A 25,108-nucleotide genomic window follows, 5' to 3' on the forward strand; every position below is an offset into this window, starting at 1 on the left:
CTGTGCCAGACAATCCCGCTACGAAGCCGTATCCGGTGACGCGGCGGGCCTTCGGCCTCGCGATCCTGGTGCTGAGCGGCCTGCAGTTGATGGTCGTGCTCGATGGCACTGTGGTGATTCTCGCGCTGCCCCGGCTACAGGAGGAACTGGCGTTATCGAGTTCCGGTAGCGCGTGGATGGTCACCGCATACGGTCTGCCGTTCGCGGGTTTGATGTTGCTCGGCGGCCGGATCGGCGACGCTTTCGGCCGCAAACGTATGTTCATCGTGGGCGTCGCACTGTTCACGCTGGCCTCGCTGCTGTGTGGACTCGCCCAGAACGAGGGCATGCTGATCGCGGCCCGCGCCATCCAGGGCACCGGCGCCGCGCTCGCGGCCCCGACCGCGCTTGCCCTGGTAGCGACCACTTTCGCACCTGGGCGGGTGCGCAATCAGGCGATCGCGATCTTCGGCTCCATGATGGCGGTCGGCTCGGTCGGCGGACTGGTTATCGGCGGCGCGCTCACCGAGGTGAGCTGGCGGTGGATCTTCCTGATCAATGTGCCGATCGGTGCGTTGATCCTGTCGGGTGCGGTGCTGCGGCTGCGCGACACCACCCACCACCGGCTATCCCTGGATGTGCGCGGGGCCGTACTCGGCACCCTCGCTTGCGCGGCTCTGGTGTTCGCGGCCACCGAAGGGCCCGCATTCGGCTGGGACAGTCCGGTCATCATCGGGTCTATCGTCGCCGGTCTGGTGTTGTTGATCCTCTTCGTCGTCGCCGAACGATGGGTGCACAACCCGCTGCTGCCGTGGTCGCTTTTCGACAAGCGCGATCGGGTCGCCACCTTCGGCGCCATCTTCCTGGCCAGTGGCGTGCTGGCCGCGACCACCTATTTCGCGGGACTGTTCGTGCAGAATGTCGTCGGCTACAGCCCGCTGGTCGCCGGGGTCGCATTCATCCCGTTCACCATCGGCGCCGGTATGGGCACAGCCACGGCTTCGCACCTAGTGATGACGGTCGCGCCGCGCTGGCTGTTGAGCGGCGCCGCGGCAATTCTCGTCGTCGGGCTGCTGTTCGGCTCGACGCTCCAACGGGGCGTGCCGTATTGGCCGACCCTGGTGGGGCTGTTCATCATGATCGGTTTCGGCATCGGTGTCGCCGCGGTGATCATCCCGCTGTGCGTATTGGTCGGTGTGGCTCCGACGAATATCGGACCGCTCACCGCGGTCGGCCAGATGTTCATGAACCTGGGCACCCCCTTCGCGATCGGTCTGCTCGCGCCGGTCGCCGCATCCCGCACGCTCGCCCTCGGCGGCCGCACGGGTAAGCCCACCGATCTGACGCCCGCGGAGTTGGATGCGCTCGGAAGTGGTTACACGCTGGTGCTTTTCATCACCGCCATCGGTGCACTCGTGGTGGGAATGGTGGCACTGACATTGCGCTATACGGCGGCCGAGGTCGGGCAGGCGCAGCATGCGCGGGAAGAGGCCGAGCAGGGCTGAATCCCGGCCCCGCCGCGAACTCACAAGCGACCGGCGACCTTGCGCGGGGCGGACGATCACGCGGGGTCCGTCATTGACCGAGGCGGGGTTGAATTCGACGTACGGCAGCCCGGTGTAGTGCTGCGACAGCTTGTCCGGCAGCGTCTTGTCGGGATCGGGGGTGATCGTTTCGGTGCCGCGAATCTCCGCGTACACGTACGGATTGTCCGGCGGATTGATCATCACCGTGATGCGCGGATCACGGGCGAGGTTTTGCCCTGCTGGCGATCCACCGTGGTGGAGAACAGCAGATCACCCCATGTAAGAAAACTATGACTGTCGCCGAGGAGTGACGGCCAAAATCCGCGACAATTCGGCAACAGGCTCGATGGGTTGTGTGAGGTTGCCAGTGGCTATGCGACAGCTCAGGTGATGATGAGGAGTTCGGTGGGGGAGGCTATTTCGGTGCGCAGGCCGGATTTGGTGGCGATGCGGGCTACGGCGCGGATGTCGGTGGGGTCGGCGCGGGTGAGGACGAGGGCGCGGGCGAGGAGGCCCTTGTGGTGTTTGTTGAAGTGGCTCACCACGGTTCGGGAGCCGTCGGGATGTTCGGTGAGGACGTTGGCGGTAATGGCGCCGGGGATGCGGCCGAGCTGCTGGTAGGTGCCCGAGCGCAGGTCGATGACGAGTTCACCGCCGGCCTCGGCGACCAGGGCGTCGGGCAGGACATCGCGCCAGATGGCGGAAAGCGTCGGGAGGCCCGGGAGTTTGGTACCGCCGGAGAGCCGGTAGGCGGGGATGTGATCATCGGCGCGGACGGCGCCGAACAGGGCGGAGCCGATGCCGAGACGGGCATAGGCCTTGGCACGCTGGACCTTGGTGAAGGAACGGGCATCCAGGGCGTCGTAGAGCACGCCGGTATAGCGTTCCAGCGCGGGCCGGGTAGCTGACGTGCGCACGTTCGCATTGCGCGCGATCTCGCTGTCGGCCCCCTTGCCGAGGCCGAGCACCGCACGGGCGGCCTCCGGATCGGCGGCCAGTGCGACGACCTCGCTCACGAGCCGGTCGCGCACTGCCGTGAGCTGCGGCATCGCCAGTGACTCCAGCTCCAGCGGCACTTCGGTTCCGCCATCGGACTTGGTTTCGGAAGGGGGCAGCAGCACCAGCACGAGCGGATACGGTACCGCGTGAGCGAACTCGGCCGGTGAACCATCGACACCGCGCGCAATCGCGCACGACAGAGCCGAGCGCCCACGAGGCGCGGTGCGGGCTCGGAGGCGGATAGGTCGCGCGACCACGGACAGACCCCGCTCACGCCGAAAGGGGCTAATGCCTTGCGGAGATCGCCCGGCCAGCGACTACCCTGTGGTTCCGTGATCACCCGCCTCTCCCACCTGTTCCTGCGTACCCTGCGCGACGATCCCGCCGACGCCGAGGTGCCCAGTCACAAACTCCTCGTGCGCGCCGGATATGTGCGGCGCATCGCCCCTGGCGTGTACTCGTGGCTGCCGCTCGGCCTGCGGGTGCTGCGGCGGGTCGAGCGGATCGTGCGGGAAGAGATGAACGCCATCGGCGCGCAGGAGATCTCGCTGCCCGCGCTGCTGCCGCGCGAGCCGTACGAGACCACCAACCGGTGGACCGAATACGGCGACGGCCTGTTCCGGCTGCAGGACCGCAAGGGCGCGGACTATCTGCTCGGGCCAACGCACGAGGAGCTTTTCGCGCTCACCGTGAAGGGTGAATACAGCTCGTACAAGGATCTCCCGGTCACGCTGTACCAGATCCAGACCAAATACCGCGATGAGGAGCGTCCCCGCGCGGGCATCCTGCGTGGGCGCGAATTCATCATGAAGGACTCCTACTCCTTCGATCTCGACGAGGACGGCCTCGAGGCCAGCTACAACGCGCACCGCGAGGCCTACCAGCGCATCTTCGACCGGCTCAGGGTCGAATACGTCATCGTCGCGGCCACCTCGGGTGCGATGGGCGGTAGCGCGTCGGAGGAATTCCTCGCGGACAGCCCGGTCGGTGAGGACACGTATGTGGTGTGCCGGGAGTCCGGCTATGCCGCGAATGTGGAAGCGGTGGTCACGCCCGCTGCCGAACCGCAGCCCATCGAGGGCCTGCCCGCGGCCGTCATGCACGACACCCCGAACACGCCGACCATCGCGACGCTGGTGGATTGGGCGAACAGCGCGGGCATCTACGATCGCCCCGTCACCGCGGCCGACACCCTGAAGAACATCATGGTCAAGCTGCGTCACCCGGACGGCAAGACCGAATTGCTCGGTATCGGCATTCCGGGCGACCGCGAGGTCGACGACAAGCGCCTCGGCGCCGCCGTCGAGCCCGCCGAGGTGGAACTGCTCACCGAGGCCGATTTCGCCGCCAACCCGTTCCTGGTCAAGGGCTACATCGGTCCGAAGGCATTGCAGGCCAATGGTGTTCGTTACCTGGTCGATCCGCGCATCGGCACCGGAACCAGCTGGATCACCGGTGCCGACGAGCCTGGCAAGCATGTCGTCGGCCTGGCTGTGGGCCGCGATTTCACCCCTGACGGCACCATCGAGGCCGCCGAGGTGCGTGACGGTGATCCTTCACCCGACGGGCGTGGCGTCCTGGTGTCCGCGCGCGGCATCGAGATCGGCCATATCTTCCAGCTCGGCAATAAGTACACCGACGCGTTCGAGGTCGATGTGCTCGGCGAGAACGGCAAGCCGGTGCGGCTCACCATGGGCTCCTACGGCATCGGCGTCTCCCGCATGGTCGCGGTAATCGCCGAACAGCAGCATGACGAGAAGGGCCTGCGCTGGCCGCGCGAAGTCGCGCCGTTCGACGTGCACGTGGTGATCGCGAACAAGGACGACTCCTCGCGTGCGGGCGGCGAGCAGGTGGCGGCGCTGCTGGATTCGGCGGGGCTCGATGTGGTCCTCGACGACCGCAAGGCCTCGCCCGGAGTGAAGTTCAAGGATTCCGAGCTGATCGGTGTCCCGCTGGTCGTGGTCGTCGGCCGCGGCTGGGCCGAGGGCAAGGTCGAAATCCGCGATCGTTTCACCGGTGAGTCCACCGAGGTCCCGGCCGACTCGGTGGTCGAATCGGTGCTTGCGCAGGTCCGCGCCGGGCATTAGGCCCGTATACCCGAGAGCGAAGCCCGGGCGACTCCGGCACTGCAGCCGAGTCGGCCGGGCATCGTGGGTTCGGCCGGACCTACGGTCCGGTAGGCACGATTCGTGGCCGGCGGTTATCGCGGACCCGCTCCTGGCTACTGTTACCGGCTGGTAAGTTAGCGGCATGACGAACAGCGACGCGTTGTTGTTCAACCCCAACACGTACGACCCGCGGCAGTTCGACGCCGAGACGCGGCGGCTGCTGCGGGCCACCATCGAGTGGTTCGAGTCGCGGGGCAAACGGCAGCTGCTGGCCGATGATGCGGCGGCGGTGTGGGTGTCGGACTTCCTCGAATTCGTCAAGCGGGAGCGGCTGTTCGCGACCTTCCTGACCCCGGCCGCCTATGCCGACGGTGACGCCAACCGTCGGTGGGACGGTGCCCGCAATGCGGCGCTGTCGGAGATCTTCGGCTTCTACGGTCTCGCCTACTGGTACGCCGAGCAGGTCACCATCCTGGGACTCGGCCCGATCTGGCAGAGCGATAACGAGGACGCCAAGAAGCGCGCCGCCGCCGATCTCGCGGACGGTCAGGTGATGGCGTTCGGTCTGTCCGAGCGCGACCACGGTGCCGATATCTACAACACCGACCTGATCCTGACGCCGACCGAGCCGGGCAGTGCGGATGCCGATGCCGGGATCCTGTTCCGCGCCAATGGTGGCAAGTACTACATCGGCAATGGCAATGTCGCATCGATGGTGTCGATCTTCTCCCGCCGCGCCGATATCGGCGGCGCGGACGGCTACGTGTGGTTCGCCGCCGACAGCCGCCACGACAACTACGAGCTCATCGACAATGTCATCCACGGTCAGCTGTACGTGAGCACCTTCGCGCTGCACGACTACCCGGTGACCGCCGCCGACATCCTGTCCACCGGTCCCGAGGCCTTCTCCGCCGCGCTGAACACCGTCAATGTCGGCAAGTTCAACCTGTGCCACGGCAGCATCGGCATGGTCGAGCACTCGTTCTACGAGGCGATCACGCACTCCGACAACCGCATACTCTACGGTCAGGCCGTTACCGAATTCCCGCATGTGCGTACGAATTTCGTGGACGCCTACGCGCGCATCGTCGCGATGAAGCTGTTCAGCGACCGCGCCGTCGACTACTTCCGCAGTGCGAGCCTGCAGGACCGCCGCTATCTGCTGTTCAACCCGATGACCAAGTCCAAGGTGACCTCCGAGGGCGAGACCGTCATGACCCTGCTGCTGGATGTGCTGGCCGCCAAGGGATTCGAGAAGAACACCTACTTCGCGCAGGCCGCCCGCTACATCGGCACGCTGCCGCGGCTCGAGGGCACCGTGCACGTCAATGTCGGCCAGATCCTGAAGTTCATGCCGAACTATCTGTTCAATCCGAAGGACTACCCGGAGACCGGCACCCGCCTCGATGCGGCCGACGACGAGTTCTTCTTCCGGCAGGGTCCGGCCCGAGGCGCGGGCAAGGTGCAGTTCGCCGAGTGGACCCCGGTGTACGAAAAGCACGTCGACCTACCGAATGTCGCGCGCTTCTACGAACAGGCCCAGGCCCTGCGCACCCTGCTGACCACGGCCGCACCCGATGCCGACCAGCAGCGGGACCTGGACTTCATGCTGACTATCGGCCATCTGTTCGCACTGGTGGTCTACGGCCAGCTGATTCTGGAGCAGGCCGCGATCACCGGGCTGGACCGCGACATCATCGAGCAGATCTTCGACTTCCAGATCCGCGACTTCAACGGCCACGCCACCACCCTCTACGGCAAGCCCTCCGCCACCCCCGACCAGCAGGCCTGGGCCGCCTCCGCCTTGCGTCCGCCGGTTGCCGACCGCCCCCGCTTCGACCGCGTCTGGTCCGAAGTCGCCGCCTACGACGGCGCCTACCAAATGCGCCCGTAGCCACGCTCGCATCCACCACCGCTGCGCGCGAATCGGCGCGCCGCGCACGAATTCGCTGATGAAAGAGTGCTTGGTGCGCTGAAAGGTGCGGGGCGCACCGAGCATGCGTGGGGTGCGGTTATGCCTTGCCTGGGAACGCGACGGTCGGCGGGTTGGCGCCGAGAATGGCTTGCCAGGTGGCCAGGCGCACGGCGCATTCGGTGAGGGCGTCGATGCCTATCCGGCGCAGGGTTTCGGAGTTGCCGTTCTCGACGACCGCGCGCCAGGCGACGGCGGTATCGGTTTCCACCGTGACGGCCAGGTTCGCCGACCGGATCGGATCGTTCACCGGCACCGGGGTCGTGTAAGCCGCATCCGGTGGCGGCACCGCGATTCCGGATGCCTTCAACGCATCTATGGTGGCATCGCGGCGGGCCCGGTGCGATGCGGTGTCCTGCGCGACCACACGGGCTCGCTCGGCGGATGCATAGGCCGCGATCACGCCGTAGGCGTACACGGCCGCGTATTCGGCGCGCAAGGCGTCGAGCAGGGCCTGGCGTTCGGTTTCGGTCATGCGCGCACCCCGGTCTGGGTGAGTCTCACCGCGCGCATGATAGGCGCAGGTCGGCGGGCGAGGTCGGTCGCGGCGGCACGGCTCATGCCAGCAACACCCCCGCCTGTGCCGCGCACGATGCGCTGATCGAGGCCAATAGCCCTGCGCGATAACCGGATTGGGTGCGGGCGAGATCACCCGCGGTCTGCTGCGACTTGGCCAGCCGCGTGCGCAACTCGTCGATGCTCGGCGGTGTGGTTGGTGATGCGGACGCGCCCGATGCCGCGGAGGAGGTGCCCGAAGCGGGCGCGGGGGTGAGTTCGCGGGTGCGGTGCGCCGGGGTGGTGCCGTCGCCGTAAACGCCGATCACCCGGTTGATTTCGGCACGCAACGCATCCGCGTGTGCGGTGCGTTCGTCCGCGATCACGGTCAATTCGGCATGTCGCTGCGGCGTGACCGCGATCGCCGCCGTCGCGGCCGCGGCATCGGCGCGTGCCAAGATTTCCTGTGCGGCAAGCGGATCGGGCTGATACACGGTCTTGTCCGTGCATCCGGTTACCGCGCCGATGGCCAGCGCACCCACGGTCGTACCGCCGGCGAGCCGCAGTGCGGTGCGGCGGTCGACGATGCTGGTGCGACCGACGCCGGCGCTGCCGTGCTGGGATTGGTGCCGGTCGATGGGGATGCCGGAAGTGCACCCGGCGCGCGGCGGGGCGGGAAGGCGGATGGGCACGGCACCATCGTGCCAGATTCGCGCGACACCTCCGACTGGGCATCTACCGCGCGCGGTAGATGCGATACCCGGCGCGCCGTGTCGCGGGCGCGTGGCCAGGAAACTTGCTCGAGGCCGCTGGTCCATTACACTCTCGGAGCGCGTTACGCTAGATCTTCGGTAGAGAAATTTTTCCGTAGTGACCGCTTGCATGTCGCTCGAAAGAACAGCCGTCTGACAACTGAACCAGGAGCCGCCCCACATGCCCATGCCGACCGAGGAAAGGGTGAGCCAGCTCGTTGCTGGGCTCGTCGAGCGCCGAGGATTCGACCTCGAGGGTGTCGAGATCTCGACGGCGAGCAAGCATGTGGATGCCCAGACTCGGGTGCAGGTAATCGTCGACAGCGATTCCGCTTCCGATCTCGATACCATTGCCGAACTGAGCGGGGAGCTATCCGAGGCCCTCGACACTGCGGGTGATTTCGGTGAGACGCCCTATCTGCTCGAGGTGACCAGCCCCGGCATCGACCGCCCGCTCACCGCCGCCCGCCACTGGCGCCGCGCCCAGGGCCGTAAGGTGCGGATCACACTGCGCACCGGCGCGGCATCGCCGGATCCGAAGTCATCGGACAAGTTCGAGGCCAGGGTCGGTGTCCTCACCGATGACACGGTCGCGCTGGTGCTCGGCGGGAAGACCGAGCCGCACCGGGTGATCGTTGCGCTGGCCGATATCGCCGAGGCCGTCGTCCAGGTGGAATTCAACCCGCCCGGTGCGCGGGAACTGGAACTCGCGGGCGGAGTCGCGCCTGGTCGTCCGCGGCCGGGGCAGGAGGAAGCGGTGGACCCCACCGCCGATGTCCGGGGAACTACCGATGTACCAACCGAATCCGATGTACCAACCGAATCAATAGCAGCGTCCGATGCGCCGACCGAAGGGATCGTGGAATGAACATCGAAATCGAAGCCCTGCGCGCGATTGTCGCCGATAAGGGGATCTCGATCGAGACCGTGATCTCCGCGATCGAGTCGGCACTGCTCACGGCCTACCGCCATACCGAGGGGCACCAGCCCAACGCGCGCATCGATATCAATCAGAAGACCGGCGTGGTCCGGGTGATGGCCCGCGAGCTCGACGTCGACGGCAATGTGATCTCCGAATGGGATGACACCCCGGAGGGTTTCGGCCGCATCGCGGCGACCACGGCGCGTCAGGTGGTGCTGCAGCGGCTGCGTGATGCCGAGAACGAGAAGTCCTTCGGCGAGTTCTCCACGCACGAGGGTGACATCGTCGGCGGTGTGGTGCAGCGCGATGCCCGCGCCAATGCCCGCGGCACCGTGGTGGTGCGCATCGGCAGCGAACTGCACGGCACCGAGGGCCTGATCCCGCCCGCCGAGCAGGTCCCGGGCGAGAGCTACGAGCACGGCGACCGGATCAAGTGCTACGTCGTCGGCGTCTCCCGCGGCCCGCGCGGCCCGCAGATCACTCTCTCGCGCACTCATCCGAATCTGGTGCGCCGACTGTTCGCACTCGAGGTGCCCGAGATCGCCGACGGCTCGGTGGAGATCGTCGCGGTCGCCCGCGAGGCCGGACACCGCTCCAAGATCGCGGTGCGCACCACCGTGCCCGGCGTCAATGCCAAGGGCGCGTGCATCGGCCCGATGGGGCAGCGCGTGCGCAATGTGATGAGCGAACTGGCGGGCGAGAAGATCGACATCATCGATTACGCGGATGATCCGGCGACCTTCGTCGGGAATGCGCTGTCGCCGTCGAAAGTCGTATCTGTCACGATCGTGGATCCCGAAGCCCGCGCCGCGCGCGTAGTCGTCCCCGACTTCCAGCTCTCGCTCGCGATCGGCAAGGAAGGGCAGAACGCCAGGTTGGCGGCCCGGCTGACCGGTTGGCGGATCGATATCCGCAGCGATGCCACCCCCGATGCGGGTAGTGGCAGTGTGCGGACGGAGGCGCATCGGAGTTGACCGATTCCCGCCAATCGAGTTCGCCGGATGACAGGTTCGTAACTTCGACGGGGGCGGGGTTCGGTGTTCGGAGCGGGACAGCGGTACAGTGGTGTCAGGTTCAGCCCGAGCCTTCGGTTCCTTTGTTCGACCGCACCACCGAGCAAGTCCCGACGTACCGACGTCGAGCAGCTCCGGTCCGGACGTGCATCGGATGCCGGAAGCGCGAGTTGGCCGTCGATCTGTTGCGGATCGTGGCGCAGGACCGTGCGACCGGTGACGGTTCCAAGGTTGTTGCGATAGTTCCCGATCCGCGGCGCAGACTTCCCGGACGGGGTGCCTGGCTGCACCCCGTTTCGGTTTGTTTGCGCACTGCAGAACGACGCCGAGCGTTCGGCAGAGCACTACGAGTGTCCGGAAATCTGGATATCTCGGCCCTGGAGAAGTACCTCGAGAACAGGCACGAGCACTCATGAGCACACCGTGAAGCACCAACGATGAACGTCCATCGGAGATAACCCGAGGTCGTGCGGGCCCGCCCACCCTAGGCGGAGGTACTGCTCGACCTCTCAGTGAGGAGAGCAGTGGCAGGCAAGGCCCGCGTGCACGAGTTGGCCAAAGAACTCGGTGTCACGAGCAAGGAACTACTCGCAACGCTCAAGGAGCAGGGCGAGTTCGTGAAGTCGGCGTCCTCGACGGTGGAAGCACCCGTCGCACGTCGGCTGCGCGAGTCGGTGGCAGGCAAGTCCGCCCCGGCGAACGGCGCCGCGAAGTCGGGGACGCGCCCCGGTTCCGCACCGTCGAGCACCCCGGCTGCGAAGCCCGCCGCAGGTGGCGGTCCGCGTCCGGGGCCACGCACCCCCACGCCCGCGCAGGCGGCGACCCCGGCGGCTCCGGCCGCGCGTGAGACGGCGGCTCCGGCCGCCCGTCCCTCCGATATGGCCCGGCCCGGTCCGGCCGCGCGTCCCGGTCCGGCGGCCAAGCCCGCCCCGCGGGACACCGCCCCGGTCCGGGAGACCCCGGCGGCTCCGGCCGCGAAGGCTGCTCCGGTGCCGAGCACTCCGGCTCAGGGCGGACCCCGCCCGACGCCGGGTGGCGCACGTCCGGGTCAGCACCGTCCCGGTGCACCCTCGCAGGGGGGTCCGCGTCCCGGTGGTCCGGCCGCGGCTGGACCGAAGCCGGGTCCGAAGGCCCCGCGCGTCGGCAACAATCCCTTCTCCTCCGCGCCCGATCGTGAGCGTCCCACGCCGCGTCCGGCCCCCAGTCAGGGTGGACCCCGGCCGGGGCCCGGCCAGGGACCGCGTCCAGGTCCCGGCCAGGGACCGCGTCCGGGTCCGGCCCAGGGCGGTCCCGGTCCCCGTCCGGGTGGCGCTCAGGGCGAGCGGCGTCCGGCTCCCGGCCAAGGTGGTCCGCGTCCCGGTGGTCCGCGGCCGAGCCCCGGCTCGATGCCGCCGCGCCCGAATCCGGGTGCCATGCCCGCGCGTTCGGCCCGTCCGGGTCCGGGCGGCGGCGCAGGTACGGGCCGTCCGGGTCGTCCCGGTGGCGGTCCGGGTGGTGGCGGTGGTCGTCCCAGTGGCGGTGGCGGTGGCTATCGCGGCGGTGGCCAGGGCGGCGGCGGCACCGGTGCCCCCGCCGGTGCCGGTGCGGGTGCTCCCGCAGCCGGTGGTTTCCGTGGTCGTCCCGGTGGCGGTGGCGGCGGTCGTCCGGGGGGTCCCGGTGGCCGTGGCGGTGCGGCCGGTGCGTTCGGTCGTCCCGGTGGCGCCCCTCGTCGTGGCCGTAAGTCGAAGCGGGCGAAGCGCGCCGAGTACGAAAGCATGCAAGCGCCCGCCGTCGGTGGCGTGCGGCTGCCGCGCGGTAACGGCGAGATCATCCGTCTCGCCCGCGGTGCGTCGCTGTCGGACTTCGCGGAGAAGATCGATGCGAACCCGGCCGCTCTGGTGCAGGCCCTGTTCAACCTCGGTGAGATGGTCACCGCGACCCAGTCGGTGAACGATGAGACCCTCGAGCTGCTCGGCAGCGAGATGAACTACGTCGTGCACGTGGTCAGCCCCGAGGACGAGGACCGCGAGCTGCTGGAATCGTTCGATCTGACCTACGGTGAGGACGCGGGCGGCGAGGAAGACCTCGAACAGCGTCCGCCGGTGGTGACCGTCATGGGTCACGTCGACCACGGTAAAACTCGACTGCTCGACACGATCCGTAAGGCCAACGTCCGTGAGGGCGAGGCCGGTGGCATCACCCAGCACATCGGCGCCTACCAGGTGCTCACTCATCTGGGTGATAGCGACCGGCTCATCACCTTCATCGACACTCCGGGTCACGAGGCGTTCACCGCCATGCGTGCCCGTGGTGCGAAGGCCACCGACATCGCGATCCTGGTGGTCGCCGCCGACGACGGCGTCATGCCGCAGACAGTGGAGGCGATCAACCACGCGCAGGCAGCCGATGTGCCGATCGTGGTGGCGGTCAACAAGATCGATAAGGAAGGCGCGAACCCGGACAAGATCCGGCAGCAGCTGACCGAGTACAACCTGGTTGCCGAGGAATATGGTGGCGACACCATGTTCGTCGACATCTCCGCCAAGCAGGGCACCAATATCGACCAGCTGCTCGAGGCGGTCCTGCTGACCGCGGACGCGGCGCTGGACCTGCGGGCCAACCCGGATATGGACGCCCAGGGTGTCGCGATCGAGGCGCACCTCGACCGCGGCCGTGGCCCGGTGGCGACCGTACTCATCCAGCGCGGCACGCTGCGCGTCGGCGACTCGATTGTGGCGGGCGACGCCTATGGTCGCGTCCGCCGTATGGTCGATGAGCACGGCGACGATGTCGCCGCGGCGCTGCCGTCGCGGCCGGTCCAGGTCATCGGCTTCACGTCGGTGCCCGGCGCCGGTGACAACCTGCTCGTCGTCGACGAGGACCGGATCGCTCGCCAGATCGCCGACCGCCGCAATGCGCGCAAGCGCAACGCATTGGCCGCGCGCAGCCGCAAGCGGATCAGCCTGGAAGATCTGGATGCCGCGCTGAAGGAGACTTCGGAGCTCAACCTGATCCTCAAGGGCGACAACTCCGGTACCGTCGAGGCCCTCGAGGAGGCGCTGCTCGGTATCGAGATCGACGACGAGGTGCGCCTGCGGGTCATCGACCGCGGTGTCGGTGGCGTCACCGAGACCAACGTCAACCTGGCGTCGGCGTCGAACGCGATCATCATCGGGTTCAACGTGCGGGCCGAGGGCAAGGCGACCGAGCTGGCCAACCGCGAAGGCGTGGACATCCGGTACTACTCGGTGATCTACCAGGCCATCGACGAAATCGAGAAGGCCCTCAAGGGCATGCTCAAGCCGATCTACGAAGAGGTCGAGCTGGGCCGGGCGGAAATCCGCGCGATCTTCCGTTCGTCGAAGGTCGGCAATATCGCCGGCTGCATGGTCACCTCGGGTTCGGTCAAGCGCAACGCCAAGGCGCGCTTGCTCCGCGACAATGTGGTGGTCGCCGAGACGGTTACGATCTCTACCTTGCGTCGGGAAAAGGATGACGTCACCGAGGTCCGCGAGGGCTTCGAATGCGGTATGACGTTGACCTACAACGACATCAAGGAAGGCGATGTGATCGAGGCCTACGAGCTGCGGGAGAAGCCGCGCGACTGATTGTGTGCCGGTGGTCCGGCCCGTGAACGTCGGGCTGGACCACCGAACAATCTTTTCGTAGGCGCCGATACAGGAGGCTTGGGTGTACTTGGGTGCACTGGAGTTCGATGTCCTGCTCGGAGATGTGCGCTCGCTGAAGCAGAAGCGTTCGGTGATCCGGCCCGTGCTGGCCGAATTACAGCGCTTCGGCGTGAGTGCCGCCGAGGGTGGGGAACAAGACCGCCACCGTCGCTCGCTGCTCGGAGTCGCCATGGTCAGTTCCGGTATGGATCATCTGACCGAGGTGCTCGACAAATGCGAGCGACACGTCGCGGCTCGTCCGGAGTTAGAGTTGCTGGCAGTGCGCCGCAGAATCTTCGGACCCGAAGACTGACCCGTGGTGGGTGCTGACCGTTCGAGCGACCTGCAAGCAGTCGCTGGCGACGGACACGGAGGCGCTAGCTTGCGTGAGCACGAAGGGCCCCAGGCCCGCCACAAATTGAACACAGCAGTAGTGAGGAGGGTTCAGCCATGGTGGATCAAGCCAGGGCACGCCGACTCGCCAAGCGGATTTCCGCGATCGTGGCGACCGCGATCGAATACGAGGTGAAGGATCCGCGTCTGAATTTCGTGACCGTGACCGATGCGAAGGTCACCGGCGATCTGCGCGAGGCGACGGTGTACTACACGGTGATGGGCGAAACCCTCGACGTGGAACCGGATTACGCGGCTGCGGCCGCCGGTCTGGAGAAGGCCAAAGGTGTATTGCGCTCGAAGGTGGGCGCGGGCACCGGCGTGAAATTCACCCCGACGCTGGCGTTCGTGCTCGACAAGGTGCCCGACGCGGCACGGGATATGGAAGAGCTATTGGCCAGGGCGCGGGCCGCCGACGACGCGGTCGCGAAGGTGGCGGCGACCGCCACCCATGCCGGCGATGCCGACCCGTACAAGGTCGAACGCGAATCCGACGAGTGACGTGCGGTAGATCATGACGACGATGCCCGTCGACCCGGGTAGGGGGGTCGCTGTCGATGCTGTCGATTTCGGACCGGCTGTTGCGGCGTTGAGTGCGGCGCGTTCGGTCACCATCCTGTGTCATGTGCAGCCCGATGCCGACACCGTCGGCAGCGGGCTCGCCTTGGCCTTGGTGTTGCATCGGCGGGGTGTCCCGGTGTGGGTATCGTTCGCCGAACCCGCCGAACTGCCCGCGACGATGCGGACGCTGCCCGGTGTGCAGCATCTGGTGGCGCCTGCGAAGGTGCCCGCCGAGGTGGATCTGCTGGTATCCGTGGACTGCGGCAGTGCGGGTCGGCTGGGTGCACTCGCCGATCGATTGGCTGGGGCCCGAACGACTTTGGTGTTCGATCATCACCGCTCCAATACCCGGTTCGGGACGATCAATGTGATCGATCCGGGTGCGGAGTCGACGACGAGTCTGATCGCGCGATTGCTCGACGCCTGGCAGGTGCCGATCGATGCCGAAGTGGCACATTGCCTTTACGCCGGATTGGTCACCGACACCGGCTCGTTTCGCTGGGTGCGACGTGGCACCCATCAGCTGGCCGAACGGCTGCTTGCCACCGGCATCGATGGTGCCGAAATCACGCGCTCACTGATGGATACGCATCCGTTCGGCTGGTTGCCGATGCTGTCGCGGGTGCTCGGCTCGGCCCGGTTGGAGCCGCACGCTGGTGGTGGGACCGGGCTGGTGTACGCCATTGTGCGGCGCGAGGATGTCGACGGTGTGCGTTCGGAAGAGGTGGAGAGTGTGGTCGATATCGTCCGCACCACCGCCGAGGCCGGAGTTGCCGCGGTATTCAAGGAATCTCGCACGATTCCGGATCGGTGGACGGTGTCACTGCGCTCGCGTGATAGTGCGCCCGGGGCAAGGGATGGTGTCGATGTGGCCACTGTCGCAACGTCATTGGGTGGTGGAGGGCATCGGTTCGCGGCCGGATATACCGCGCACGGCACATCCGAATCGGTCGTCGCGGCGCTGTTGGCGGAACTCGGGTGAATATGGCGGTCGCGGGTGGGGTGGTCGGGCGGCTACTGTTCCGAAATGGGTGAGACACAGCCGGATTCGTCGCCTGCGGCGACAGGGGATGGCCGCCTGGCGAATCCGATGCGCGACTGCGCGACCGCCTCGGCGGTCAACGGGGTCGGGTCGGATCCGATCGGCGTAGTCGGACCTCGGCGGATCCTCGGACTCGCCTTGCCGACCCTGGGTGTGCTGGTGGCGGAACCCATCTATCTGCTTTTCGACCTGGCCGTGGTCGGGCGGCTGGGAGCATTGGCATTGGCCGGGCTCGCGGTCGGCGGATTGATTCTGGCACAGGTCAGCTCGCAGCTGACGTTCCTGTCGTATGGGACGACGGCGCGGGCGGCGCGGCGGCATGGGGCGGGGGATGCGCGCGGTGCGATCGGGGAGGGGGTGCAGGCGACGTGGGTCGCCGCGATCCTCGGGTCCCTGGTTCTTATTGTGGGGCAGGCGATTGCGGTGCCATTGACGAATGTGATCGCCGGTGGTGGGGATATTGCGGGGGAGGCGTTGGTCTGGGTGCGCATCGCGTTGTTCGGGGTGCCGCTGATTTTGATCGCCATGGCGGGTAACGGGTGGTTGCGCGGGGTACAGGAGACGCGCCGGCCGCTGCTGTTCGTTGTTGCGGGACTCCTGGTTTCGGGGTTGCTGTGCCCGACGCTGGTGCACGGGTTGCTGGGTGCGCCGCGACTGGAGTTGGCGGGCTCGGCGGTCGCGAATACGGCGGGCCAGGCCGTGACGGCCGGGCTGTTCCTGAGCGCGCTGGTGCGCGCGCGTGTTTCGCTGACGCCACACTGGTCGGTCATGCGAGCGCAACTGGTGCTGGGGCGTGATCTGATCGCCCGCAGCCTCGCCTTTCAAGCCAGCTTCGTCTCGGCGGCGGCCGTCGCCGCCCGATTCGGTGCGGCATCGGTGGCCGCCCATCAACTGGTCCTGCAGCTCTGGAATTTTCTTGCGCTGACCCTGGATTCGCTCGCGATCGCCGCCCAAACCCTGGTCGGCGCGGCACTCGGCGCGGGCCAGGCCACCGGCGCGCGCGGACTCGCGCGCCGCATCACCCGCTGGTCGGGCGGATTCGCGGTGGTCCTGGCGGCGGCCTTCGCGGCGGGCGCCACCGTCGTCCCCGAACTCTTCACCGACGATCCGGCCGTCCTCGACCGCACCCACATCGCGTGGTGGTTCTTCGTAGCCATCATCCCGATCGCAGGCATCGTCTTCGCCCTCGACGGCGTCCTCTTGGGCGCGGGCGACGCCGCCTACCTGCGCAACACCACCCTCGGCGCCGCCCTCCTCGGCTTCCTCCCCGCCATCTGGCTGTCCCTCATCTGCCACTGGGGCATAGCAGGCATCTGGACCGGCCTCGCAACCTTCATGCTCCTGCGCCTGGTCGCCGTGGTCCGACGCGCCGAATCCGGCCGCTGGGCCCGAATCGGCACCGAGGTCCCCCGCGTCAGTGCATAAGACCGTGCGTACGCGGCCGCCAGCAGCGGATTCGAGCCGCTATCGCTCATGTTCATCGAGCCGAACGGCGAGCACCTCTACAGATATGCCAATGTAGGTGTGGTGATACCCAAGTTGATGGCGGTGAGCGACGTTCATGTCGGGCACCAGGGGAATCGTCCGGTCGTCGAGCAGATTCGGGCGGATTCGCCCGAGGACTGGCTCATCGTGGCCGGGGACGTCGGGGAGAAGTCCGACGATATTCGCTGGGCGCTGGAGCTGCTGCGCGGCCGCTTCGCCAAGGTGATCTGGGTGCCTGGCAACCACGAATTGTGGACCACGGCGAAGGATCCGGTGCAGATGCACGGTGTCGCGCGCTACGACTACCTGGTCTCGATCTGTCGGGATCTCGATGTCATCACACCGGAGGATCCGTTTCCGGTGTGGACCGGCGCCGGGTCCGAACAGCACGGCGGTCAGGTGACCCTGGTTCCGATGTTCCTGCTCTACGACTACTCGTTTCTGCCCGATGGCACCAAGACGAAGGCCGAGGGGCTTGCCCTGGCCCGGGAACGCAATGTGGTCGCCACCGACGAATTCCTGCTCTCACCGGATCCGTATCTGACCCGGGACGCCTGGTGTCATGCCCGCGTGCAGGTCACCAAGCGGAAGCTGGACGCGCTGCCACCCGAAACGCCGATCGTCATGATCAACCACTTTCCGCTGGTCCGCCAGCCCACCGAGGTGCTGTGGTACCCGGAATTCGCGCTCTGGTGCGGCACCGATCTGACCGCCGACTGGCACACCAGCTACAACGTGGTCTGCTCGGTCTATGGCCACCTGCACATTCCGCGCACCTCCTACTACGACGGCGTGCGCTTCGAAGAAGTCTCCCTCGGCTACCCCCGCGAATGGCAGCGTCGCGGACTGCCCGACCAGTTGCTGCGACAAATCCTCCCGACCCCCGAATACCCGCCGGGTTCGCTGAACAAATGGGGCGGCCACTTCACGGTGACCCCCGAGATGGAGGCCGTGGCCGACGAGATGCGCGCCAAAGCCGACCGTCGCCGCGGCATCTGATCCGGTCCGGCATCGCAGCGGTAATTTGATTCGCAGCGCAACTACTGATTTGGTGTGTACATGGGTAACTCGTCGGGTAGGGGCAAGATCACCTGCCCCCTGACCGCCGGACGCCGCTCGCGTGGCACCCGAGTCCGGCCTGAAGGTGCGGGGAGGCGGACGAGTTGATCGAGAAAATTCTTCCCGCTGGTGTGGCTTCGGCCGAGCTTCTGGAGTATCCCGAGGATTTGCAGCCGCATCCGGCTGAGGCGCACCTCATCGAGAGGTCGGTAGACAAGCGCCGCCGGGACTTCATCGGTGCTCGGCACTGCGCCCGGCTCGCGCTGGCGCAATTGGGTGAGGCTCCGGTCGCGATCGGCAAGGGCGAGCGAGGTGCGCCGGTGTGGCCGCGCGGCATCGTCGGCAGCCTGACGCACTGTGACGGCTACCGGGCCGCGGCTTTGGGCCACAAGCTGCGGTTCCGCTCGATCGGCATCGACGCCGAACCGCACGGCACATTGCCCGAGGGCGTGTTGGATTCGGTGAGCCTGCCGCCCGAGCGGGACTGGTTGGCCCGGGTCGACGGCTCGGGTCTGCACCTGGACCGCTTGCTGTTCTGCGCGAAGGAAGCCACCTACAAGGCGTGGTGGCCATTGACCGCACGCTGGCTCGGTTTCGAGGACGCCCACATCACTTTCACCATCGATGAGAGCTCCGACGGCGCCGGTTCGGGCACCTTCCACAGCCAGATCCTGGTGTCCGGACAGGTCACCGACGGTGGTGCGCCGCTGATTTCCTTCGACGGCCGGTGGATGATCGGCGACGGTCTCATCCTGACCGCGATCGTGCACGACTGATGGCCGATGCTCGGATCGATGCCCTCGGCGGTCTGCTGATCGTCGACAAGGACGGCGGCTGGACCAGCCACGACGTCGTCGCGAAATGTCGAAAAGTACTGCGCACCAAGAAGATCGGTCACGCCGGAACGCTCGATCCGATGGCCACCGGCGTACTGGTGCTCGGCGTTGAACGGGCCACCAAACTGCTCGGCCTGCTCACCCTGACCACCAAGGCCTACACCGCGACCATTCGGCTCGGACAGGCCACCACCACTGACGATGCCGAGGGCGAAGTGCTCTCGACGGCGGCGGCGACCCATCTCACCGATGCCGAAATCGCCACGCACACAGCGAAATCGATCGGTGCCATCGAGCAGGTGCCCGCGACGGTCAGCGCCATCAAGGTCAACGGTGAACGCGCCTATGCCCGGCATCGGGCCGGTGAAGATGTGCGGCTCGCGGCTCGCCCGGTCACCGTGTCGCGCTTCGATATCCTTGCCCGCCGGGATATTTCGGAGTTCGTCGACCTGGACGTAATCGTCGAATGTTCGTCCGGCACCTACATTCGCGCATTGGCGCGCGATCTGGGTACCGCCCTCGGCGTCGGTGGTCATCTGACCGCATTGCGTCGCACCCGGGTTGGCCCGTTCACCCTCGAACACGCCAGAACCCTCGACGAAGTGGCCGCAGCCGCCGAATCCGAGGATGCGCTGTTGAGTCTGGATATCGACGACGCCATCCGAACCGCATTCCCGCACCGCGATATCGATGACAAGCAGGCCGACGATCTGCGCAATGGCCGCTGGCTCGAGCCGGTCGGCATATCCGGCGTCTACGCTGCCCTCGACCCGTCCGGACGCGCGATCGCACTAGTGCAGGAGAGCGGCAAGCGTGCGGCTTCGGTCATGGTCGTCCGCCCGTCGAACCTCTGACTACGGGCTTGACCCGAGCTGACTCCAGGGCCCGGCGAGCCGATATGGGTACCGGAATGTGTTCTTGCCGCAGGCTGCCGTGGCCGCAGCGGCGTGCGCGGATCAGTCGCTGAGCCAAATGGCCTCGGCCGCAGGGCTGCCGAGATCGATGGTTCGGTCCTCGATGCGAATCGCTATGGTGCCCGCGAAGTCTCGGCGTTCCAGCACGACGATCGCCGTATCCAGCGCGATGCCGACCGAACCGAAATAGCGCAGCATATCCGGATCGGCATCGGAAATCCGTGCTACGTGGCCGGATTCGCCCGCGTGGAAATCGCTGAGCGGGCGGGCGGGCGGCGTCGGCACCGCGCCGTCGACCGAGGGAATGGGATCGCCGTGCGGATCCCGGTCCGGATAACCGAGTTTCGCGTCGATGCGCGCCATCAGCAGTTCCGAGACCGCATGCTCGAGCACTTCGGCCTCATCGTGCACCTCATCCCAGCCGTAGCCGAGTTCGTTGACGAGGAATGTCTCGAGCAGCCGATGCCGACGCACCATGGCGACCGCCGCGCGGCGCCCGTGTTCGGTGAGGGTGATGGACCCGTACCGAGCGTGTTCGACAAAGCCTTGATCGGCGAGCTTGCGTACCGCCTCGGAGACGGTGGAGGCCGAGACGCCGATCCGTTCGGCGAGCAGTTTCGTCGATACCTTTTCCTGCGACCACTCCTGAGCGGTCCAGATCACTTTCAAATAGTCCTGGGCGACCGAGGTGAGCTCCGGCGCAACAGTCGCGCTACTGCCGTGCGGCCCTGTGGTCTCGGTCGGCTGCGCTGCGGTGTCGGCCAGCTCGCGTCGGGTTGCGATGTCTCGTTTACCGGGCACATGTTCGAGCTTATGCATTGGACTCCCGATTCACACATTCAGACACTCGAGCAGCGGCGATGCCATTGTCCGGCAGCGTCGATCCATCGGTTTCGGCCGGTCGGGCCGCGACATTGGGACGACCTATCCGACGAGTTGGTCGGCGCCGTTGGCTCGGGTGTCGACGGTGAACCCATCGGGGTGGCTGCGCAGTGCGGATTCGATATCAGGCTCGACGCGCGGTCCTCGGGTCTCGACCTGTAAGTCGACGCGACCTTTGTATTGCAGTGTTCGGTCAGCGGTCCAGGTGACCAGGTCGCCGGTGCGGTACATCCGAGTCCCGGCCGGGCCGTACAGGTCGGGGACGAATCGGATGGCGGTGGTTGCGGGCCGCTGATGGTAGCCACGGGCGAGGCCAGGTCCGGACAGGTAGAGTTCTCCGATCACGCCGCGAGGAACCGGGCGCAATCGGCGGTCGAGCACGACGGCGCGCAATCCCCGAATCGGGCTGCCGATCGTGGTTACCTGTCCGGCGGGTGTGCACAAGGCTTCGGCGCAGGCCATGATCGTGGTTTCCGGAGCACCGTAGGTGTGCACCACCGCGCAACCCGGTAGCCATTGCGCTGCCAGATCGGGTGGGCATATCCCACCGCCCAGGATGATGGTGTCGAGGGCGTCGAGTCCGTCGAAGTGGATCGACGTGAGCACGGCGGGGGTGAGGGCGATGTGGGTGATGTCCTCGGTGGTGATCAGTTCCGTCAGTTCGGTGCCGGCGACTATCGACGCGGGCGCGAGGACCAGTGTGGCTCCGGCGGCGGCGGTGCTGAGCCATTCGAGAATCGAGATCTCGAAAGTCGCGGCGGCCGCGGCCAGCAACCGAGACGTCGGGCCGAGGCGGAATCGTGCTCGGGTCTCGGCGACCAGGTCGGCTACCCCGGTGTGGGTGACGACGACGCCCTTGGGGGCTCCGGTGCAGCCGGAGGTGTAGCGCATATAGGCCGGGTGCTGTGGTCGCAGTGGGGTGGTGCGTTCGGCATCGGTGATCGGTTGGGGGTCGCGGGTGATGTCCTCGAGATCATCCAACGTCGACCAGTCGAGGCCATCGGGCAGTTTCGCGCGCACGGATGTCGCGGTGAGTCCGATGCTGGCACCGGAATCGGCGAGCATGTATGTGATGCGTTCGGCGGGCTGGTTCGGGTCGAGGGCGAGCAGGGCGGCCCCGGATTTGGCCGTCGCCCATATCGCGAGCACGAATTCGAGCGACCGTGGAATACCAACCGCGACAACATTTTCCGGCCCCGCCCCGAGGGCGATCAGGACCCGGGCCAGCCGGTTGGATCGCTCGTCGAGCTCACGGTAGGTCAGCTGTCGGTTGTCGAACGCGATCGCGGTGGCATCGGGGTTCTGCGTGACCGCCGTGGTCAGCAGATCGGCCAGTACGACAGGCGGTAGTGCGGGTGCGCCTGCGTGGGACAGGAGGTCGGCTCGTTCGGCTGGTTCCAGTATCTCGATGGCTCCGACCGGCGTTGTCGGGTCGGTGGCGACGGATTCGAGTATCCGGATCCATCGCCGAATGAACGATTCGATCGTCGCGGCGTCGAACAAATCCGTGGCATAGGTGAAAGCTGCTGTCATACCGGTGTTTTCGTTATCGTCCGACAGCACGATCCGGAGATCGAAATGAGATATCTCGTCGGGGAGGTCGACCATGGATACGTCGAGTCCCGGCAGTTCGAGCTTCGCCTGTTCGCGGTTTTGGCATGCCAACATTACCTGGAACAGCGGGTGGCGGGACTGGGAGCGCTCGGAACCCAGTTCGTCCACCAGTTGCTCGAAGGGAATATCGGCATGGTCGAAGGCATCCAGGTCGATGCGTGCGACGCGGCTCAACAGGTCGGTGAACGACTCGCCGAGGTCGATCTCGGTTCGCAGCACCAGGGTGTTGACGAACACGCCGACCACGTCGTCGAGTGCGGCAGGTCCGCGTCCGGTGACGGGTGTGCCGATCGCGATATCGCCGATGCCACTGAGCCGAGCACATAGCACCGCCAGGGTGCTGTGAACGACCGTGAACAGCGATGTACCGCGCTCCCGCGCGAACCGCGCCAACATCTGGATCAATTCGTCGTCCAGCGTGTGATCGACGGTGGCCCCTCGACGGGACGCGACCGCGGGCCGCGGCCGGTCGGTCGGCAGGCAGAGCTCCTCAGTGACGCCCTCCAAAGTCTGGGCCCAGTATCGAAGCTGCTCGGCGAAAAGCGATTCCGGATCGTCTGGCGAGCCGAGGGTGGCGTGTTGCCATAGTGCATAGTGCGCGTATCGGACCGGCGGTGGTGTCCATGAGGGGGACCGGCCCTGTATGCGCGCGGTGTAGGCGGTAGTGATGTCGCGGACGACTGGTGTCATCGAAAAGCCGTCTGCGGCAATGTGATGCACCACGACGACGAGCACGTACTCGGGTGCCTCGCCGGTGTCGATGCGGAACAAGCGAATACGTACCGGCACCTTAGCGCTCACATCGAACCCTCGATCAGCCAGCTCCAGCACCGTCGTGACCAACCGGCTTCGCGGAACCGGCGTCGGCGTGAGATCGAGGTCCACCTCGTCGATGGGTTCGATCAGCTGGATCGGCATCCCGTCGAGTTCAGGGTATCGGGTTCGTAGAGATTCGTGCCTGCACAGCACATCGACCATGGCCGATCGCAAGGCTGTGATGTCCAATTCGCCGCGCAGCCGGATCGCGATGGGCGCGCTGTATGCCCCTGAAATGGTGTCGTATTGGTTGCGGAACCAGATTCGCTGCTGTGCTGCGGCGAGCGGCAGCGGGTCGGGGCGCGGTTCGGCGACAAAGCGTGGATGGTGTTGTCCCGCATCGGCATCCCGCGCCGAACGGCCGTCGGGGGCAACCGCCGCGTCCGGGACCACCCGATCCTCGTCCCGGCCGAGGAACCGCAGGGTCCGGTCCGCATCCAGGCACACCAGGTCGCCGGTGCGATACATCCGCTGGCCCTCGGCACCTGGTACAGCGTATGGATCGGCGACGAACCGGCTCGCACTCAGCCCCGGACGGCCGTAGTATCCGCGGGCCACGCCGGGCCCCGCGAGATACAGCTCGCCGGGTACGCCAACCGGAACCGGGTGTAGCCGGCTGTCGAGCACCAGCATCCGCATGCCGCGCACCGCGCTGCCGATATGCACCGGCTCCCCGGTCCGCATCGGGGCGCTGATCGCGGTCGCGACGGTGACTTCGGTCGGTCCGTAGGCTTTGAATACGGCACGGCTCGAATCTGCCCACGCGGCAATGAGTTCGGGCCCGCGCTCGTCGTCGCCGACCGCGATCACACTGAGGTCGTCGAGTTCGGTCGGATCGAGGGTCGCCAGTGTGGCCGGGGTGATGAAGGCGCAATCCACCCGCTCCGCGCGCAGCAGTCGGGCGAGTTCTACGCCGCAGTACACGTCCTCGGGCACGACGATGACCGTCGCGCCCGACATGAAGGCAGGCAATAACTCGAAGATCGAGGTATCGGACCTGGGCGAGGCGAAGTGCAGCGATCGGGTAGCGGCCCCGAGCCCGAACCGCTGCACGAGTTCGGATCCGAGGCAGGACAATCCGCGATGGGTGACCACCACGGCCTTCGGCCGTCCCGTCGGTCCCGACGTGTAGCTCAGATACGCCGGGTGGTCCAGCCGCGGCCTAGCCGTCAACTCCTCGGCGCGGACGGCCGCGGCAGACGTTGCGGCACACCGTTTTTCGAGGTAGGCCGAGTCGATCGGCAGCCAGTGCAGATCGCACGGCAGCGCATTCGCAAGGTTGGTGGTGGTCAGACCGATCCGAACCCCGGCGTCGATGCTCATCGCCTCGATGCGAGCAGGCGGGTACTTGTGGTCGATGGGCAGATAGGCCGCGCCGGTTTTCGCGATGGCCCAGATCGCGGCGATGGCGTCGATGGACCGCGGCAGCGCCACCGCAACCACCTGCTCGGCACCGATACCTTCGGCGATCAGCACCCGGGCCAGCCGGTTGGCGCACTTGTCGAGTTCGCCGTAGGACACTTCGAGCCCCAAGAACCGCACGGCTGTCGCGGTGCGGTTACGCTCGACCGCCGTGGTCAACAACGCGGCCAATGTCGCGGGTGGTTCGGCCGGATCGGAAACGATCGGGCACAGCTCGGCCCGTTCGACCGGGTCGAGTACCGGCAGATCGCCGACCGCGCAACTGGGCGCCGATGGCACCTCGGGAGGGCGACGTTGTGCGGTCCAGATTTCGGCCTGCCCGGAGGACGACGGAAACGGATCAGTGCCGCGGGAACGAATAGGGCCGTTGCCAGTCGGAGTTGCCGGTGCGTTCATCCATTTCCCCTTCGGTCGAGAGGTGCTCATGTGCAGGTACGCACTGCGGGAGATCTCGAATCGGCTCTACAGGCAAAACGGTCGAACATCGGAGCTCATGGCCGTGGACCGGACGGGCGATTAGCCTCAAAATCCCAGGATCCCGATTCGCGGCCCCGCGAACAGGTGAAAATGCGGATCGTGATTACCTCGCAACTGTCGTCACCCAGCTGAACCTGCAATTCACCCGATGTACACAACGGGCTCGGGGTCGGCGTGCGGATGTCCACCTCCGA

Annotated in this window: 19 protein-coding genes; 14 read left to right on the forward strand and 5 right to left on the reverse strand. The window is 66.7% G+C overall.

Annotation, left to right across the window (positions count from 1 at the left end; all coding sequences use genetic code 11):
- The first annotated feature begins 2 nt into the window (after positions 1-2).
- Positions 3-1,484, forward strand: coding sequence for an MFS transporter (locus ACW2Q0_RS13855; protein WP_457189944.1), 1,482 nt, complete (start codon positions 3-5; stop codon positions 1,482-1,484).
- 404 nt (positions 1,485-1,888) lie between these two features.
- Here the strand turns inward: ACW2Q0_RS13855 and yaaA are convergent, their stop codons facing one another.
- Positions 1,889-2,632 carry a peroxide stress protein YaaA gene (gene yaaA, locus ACW2Q0_RS13860; protein ID WP_457189946.1) on the reverse strand — a complete coding sequence of 248 codons (744 nt, stop codon included), beginning with the start codon at positions 2,630-2,632 and terminating at the stop codon, positions 1,889-1,891.
- Positions 2,633-2,836: 204 nt separating this feature from the next.
- On the opposite strand from yaaA, the gene ACW2Q0_RS13865 reads away from it, so the two are divergent.
- Together ACW2Q0_RS13865 and ACW2Q0_RS13870 are read left to right on the forward strand one after the other, a co-directional pair.
- The gene (locus ACW2Q0_RS13865; protein WP_457189948.1) at positions 2,837-4,591 is read left to right on the forward strand and encodes a proline--tRNA ligase; all 1,755 of its coding nucleotides are present in this window, start codon (positions 2,837-2,839) and stop codon (positions 4,589-4,591) included.
- Between the two features lie 163 nt (positions 4,592-4,754).
- Entirely contained in the window at positions 4,755-6,506 is a 1,752-nt protein-coding gene (locus ACW2Q0_RS13870; protein WP_457189950.1) for an acyl-CoA dehydrogenase family protein, read from the forward strand.
- A 118-nt stretch (positions 6,507-6,624) separates the two neighbouring features.
- On the opposite strand, the gene ACW2Q0_RS13875 is transcribed toward ACW2Q0_RS13870, so the two are convergent.
- Both ACW2Q0_RS13875 and ACW2Q0_RS13880 read right to left on the reverse strand, forming a co-directional pair.
- Positions 6,625-7,059, reverse strand: a complete 435-nt coding sequence (locus ACW2Q0_RS13875; protein WP_457189952.1) for a ferritin-like domain-containing protein — start codon at positions 7,057-7,059, stop codon at positions 6,625-6,627.
- A gap of 82 nt (positions 7,060-7,141) precedes the next feature.
- Complete coding sequence (locus ACW2Q0_RS13880) at positions 7,142-7,771, reverse strand: hypothetical protein (protein WP_457189954.1); 630 nt, start codon at positions 7,769-7,771, stop codon at positions 7,142-7,144.
- A 241-nt stretch (positions 7,772-8,012) separates the two neighbouring features.
- Between ACW2Q0_RS13880 and rimP the strand changes: the two genes are divergently transcribed.
- From rimP to truB, 11 genes are all read left to right on the forward strand, one after another.
- Complete coding sequence (gene rimP / locus ACW2Q0_RS13885) at positions 8,013-8,699, forward strand: ribosome maturation factor RimP (RefSeq protein ID WP_457189956.1); 687 nt, start codon at positions 8,013-8,015, stop codon at positions 8,697-8,699.
- Positions 8,696-9,727: a transcription termination factor NusA gene (gene nusA, locus ACW2Q0_RS13890; protein WP_364392403.1), complete on the forward strand. Its 1,032-nt coding sequence runs from the start codon at positions 8,696-8,698 to the stop codon at positions 9,725-9,727. Before rimP ends, nusA begins: the two co-directional genes overlap by 4 nt.
- 122 nt (positions 9,728-9,849) lie before the next feature.
- Positions 9,850-10,182 carry a YlxR family protein gene (locus ACW2Q0_RS13895; RefSeq protein WP_457189959.1) on the forward strand — a complete coding sequence of 111 codons (333 nt, stop codon included), beginning with the start codon at positions 9,850-9,852 and terminating at the stop codon, positions 10,180-10,182.
- Positions 10,183-10,290: 108 nt separating this feature from the next.
- Positions 10,291-13,353, forward strand: coding sequence for a translation initiation factor IF-2 (gene infB / locus ACW2Q0_RS13900; RefSeq protein ID WP_457189960.1), 3,063 nt, complete (start codon positions 10,291-10,293; stop codon positions 13,351-13,353).
- Between the two features lie 82 nt (positions 13,354-13,435).
- On the forward strand, positions 13,436-13,726 hold the full coding sequence (locus ACW2Q0_RS13905) for a DUF503 domain-containing protein (RefSeq protein ID WP_364392408.1): 291 nt from the start codon (positions 13,436-13,438) through the stop codon (positions 13,724-13,726).
- A gap of 137 nt (positions 13,727-13,863) precedes the next feature.
- Positions 13,864-14,307 carry a 30S ribosome-binding factor RbfA gene (rbfA, locus tag ACW2Q0_RS13910; protein ID WP_040693060.1) on the forward strand — a complete coding sequence of 148 codons (444 nt, stop codon included), beginning with the start codon at positions 13,864-13,866 and terminating at the stop codon, positions 14,305-14,307.
- A 22-nt stretch (positions 14,308-14,329) separates the two neighbouring features.
- Entirely contained in the window at positions 14,330-15,349 is a 1,020-nt protein-coding gene (locus tag ACW2Q0_RS13915) for a DHH family phosphoesterase (protein WP_457190079.1), read from the forward strand.
- Positions 15,350-15,457: 108 nt separating this feature from the next.
- Entirely contained in the window at positions 15,458-16,834 is a 1,377-nt protein-coding gene (locus tag ACW2Q0_RS13920; RefSeq protein WP_457190081.1) for an MATE family efflux transporter, read from the forward strand.
- Between the two features lie 117 nt (positions 16,835-16,951).
- Entirely contained in the window at positions 16,952-17,893 is a 942-nt protein-coding gene (locus ACW2Q0_RS13925; protein WP_457190083.1) for a metallophosphoesterase family protein, read from the forward strand.
- A 164-nt stretch (positions 17,894-18,057) separates the two neighbouring features.
- Positions 18,058-18,729 carry a 4'-phosphopantetheinyl transferase Npt gene (npt, locus tag ACW2Q0_RS13930; RefSeq protein ID WP_457189963.1) on the forward strand — a complete coding sequence of 224 codons (672 nt, stop codon included), beginning with the start codon at positions 18,058-18,060 and terminating at the stop codon, positions 18,727-18,729.
- A complete protein-coding gene (truB, locus tag ACW2Q0_RS13935) occupies positions 18,729-19,643 on the forward strand; it encodes a tRNA pseudouridine(55) synthase TruB (RefSeq protein ID WP_457189965.1) in 915 nt (304 codons plus the stop codon). The genes npt and truB overlap by 1 nt, the downstream gene beginning before the upstream one ends.
- Before the next feature lie 102 nt (positions 19,644-19,745).
- Here the strand turns inward: truB and ACW2Q0_RS13940 are convergent, their stop codons facing one another.
- Both ACW2Q0_RS13940 and ACW2Q0_RS13945 read right to left on the reverse strand, forming a co-directional pair.
- Positions 19,746-20,522 (reverse strand): metal-dependent transcriptional regulator, encoded by a 777-nt coding sequence (locus ACW2Q0_RS13940; protein ID WP_457189968.1) that lies wholly within the window; start codon positions 20,520-20,522, stop codon positions 19,746-19,748.
- 105 nt (positions 20,523-20,627) lie between these two features.
- On the reverse strand, positions 20,628-24,833 hold the full coding sequence (locus tag ACW2Q0_RS13945; RefSeq protein ID WP_457189970.1) for an amino acid adenylation domain-containing protein: 4,206 nt from the start codon (positions 24,831-24,833) through the stop codon (positions 20,628-20,630).
- Positions 24,834-25,108: the final 275 nt, after the last annotated feature.

The sequence above is a fragment of the Nocardia citri genome, from assembly GCF_054065835.1.

Excerpts from the sequence above, each read along its gene's own strand:
- ACW2Q0_RS13870 (WP_457189950.1), top strand. The coding sequence starts at position 4,755 with ATGACGAACAGCGACGCGTTGTTGTTCAACCCCAACACGTACGACCCG.
- ACW2Q0_RS13875 (WP_457189952.1), bottom strand. The coding sequence starts at position 7,059 with ATGACCGAAACCGAACGCCAGGCCCTGCTCGACGCCTTGCGCGCCGAA.
- rimP (WP_457189956.1), top strand. The coding sequence starts at position 8,013 with ATGCCCATGCCGACCGAGGAAAGGGTGAGCCAGCTCGTTGCTGGGCTC.
- nusA (WP_364392403.1), top strand. The coding sequence starts at position 8,696 with ATGAACATCGAAATCGAAGCCCTGCGCGCGATTGTCGCCGATAAGGGG.
- rbfA (WP_040693060.1), top strand. The coding sequence starts at position 13,864 with ATGGTGGATCAAGCCAGGGCACGCCGACTCGCCAAGCGGATTTCCGCG.
- ACW2Q0_RS13915 (WP_457190079.1), top strand. The coding sequence starts at position 14,330 with ATGCCCGTCGACCCGGGTAGGGGGGTCGCTGTCGATGCTGTCGATTTC.
- ACW2Q0_RS13920 (WP_457190081.1), top strand. The coding sequence starts at position 15,458 with ATGCGCGACTGCGCGACCGCCTCGGCGGTCAACGGGGTCGGGTCGGAT.
- ACW2Q0_RS13925 (WP_457190083.1), top strand. The coding sequence starts at position 16,952 with ATGGCGGTGAGCGACGTTCATGTCGGGCACCAGGGGAATCGTCCGGTC.
- truB (WP_457189965.1), top strand. The coding sequence starts at position 18,729 with ATGGCCGATGCTCGGATCGATGCCCTCGGCGGTCTGCTGATCGTCGAC.
- ACW2Q0_RS13940 (WP_457189968.1), bottom strand. The coding sequence starts at position 20,522 with ATGCATAAGCTCGAACATGTGCCCGGTAAACGAGACATCGCAACCCGA.
- ACW2Q0_RS13945 (WP_457189970.1), bottom strand. The coding sequence starts at position 24,833 with ATGAACGCACCGGCAACTCCGACTGGCAACGGCCCTATTCGTTCCCGC.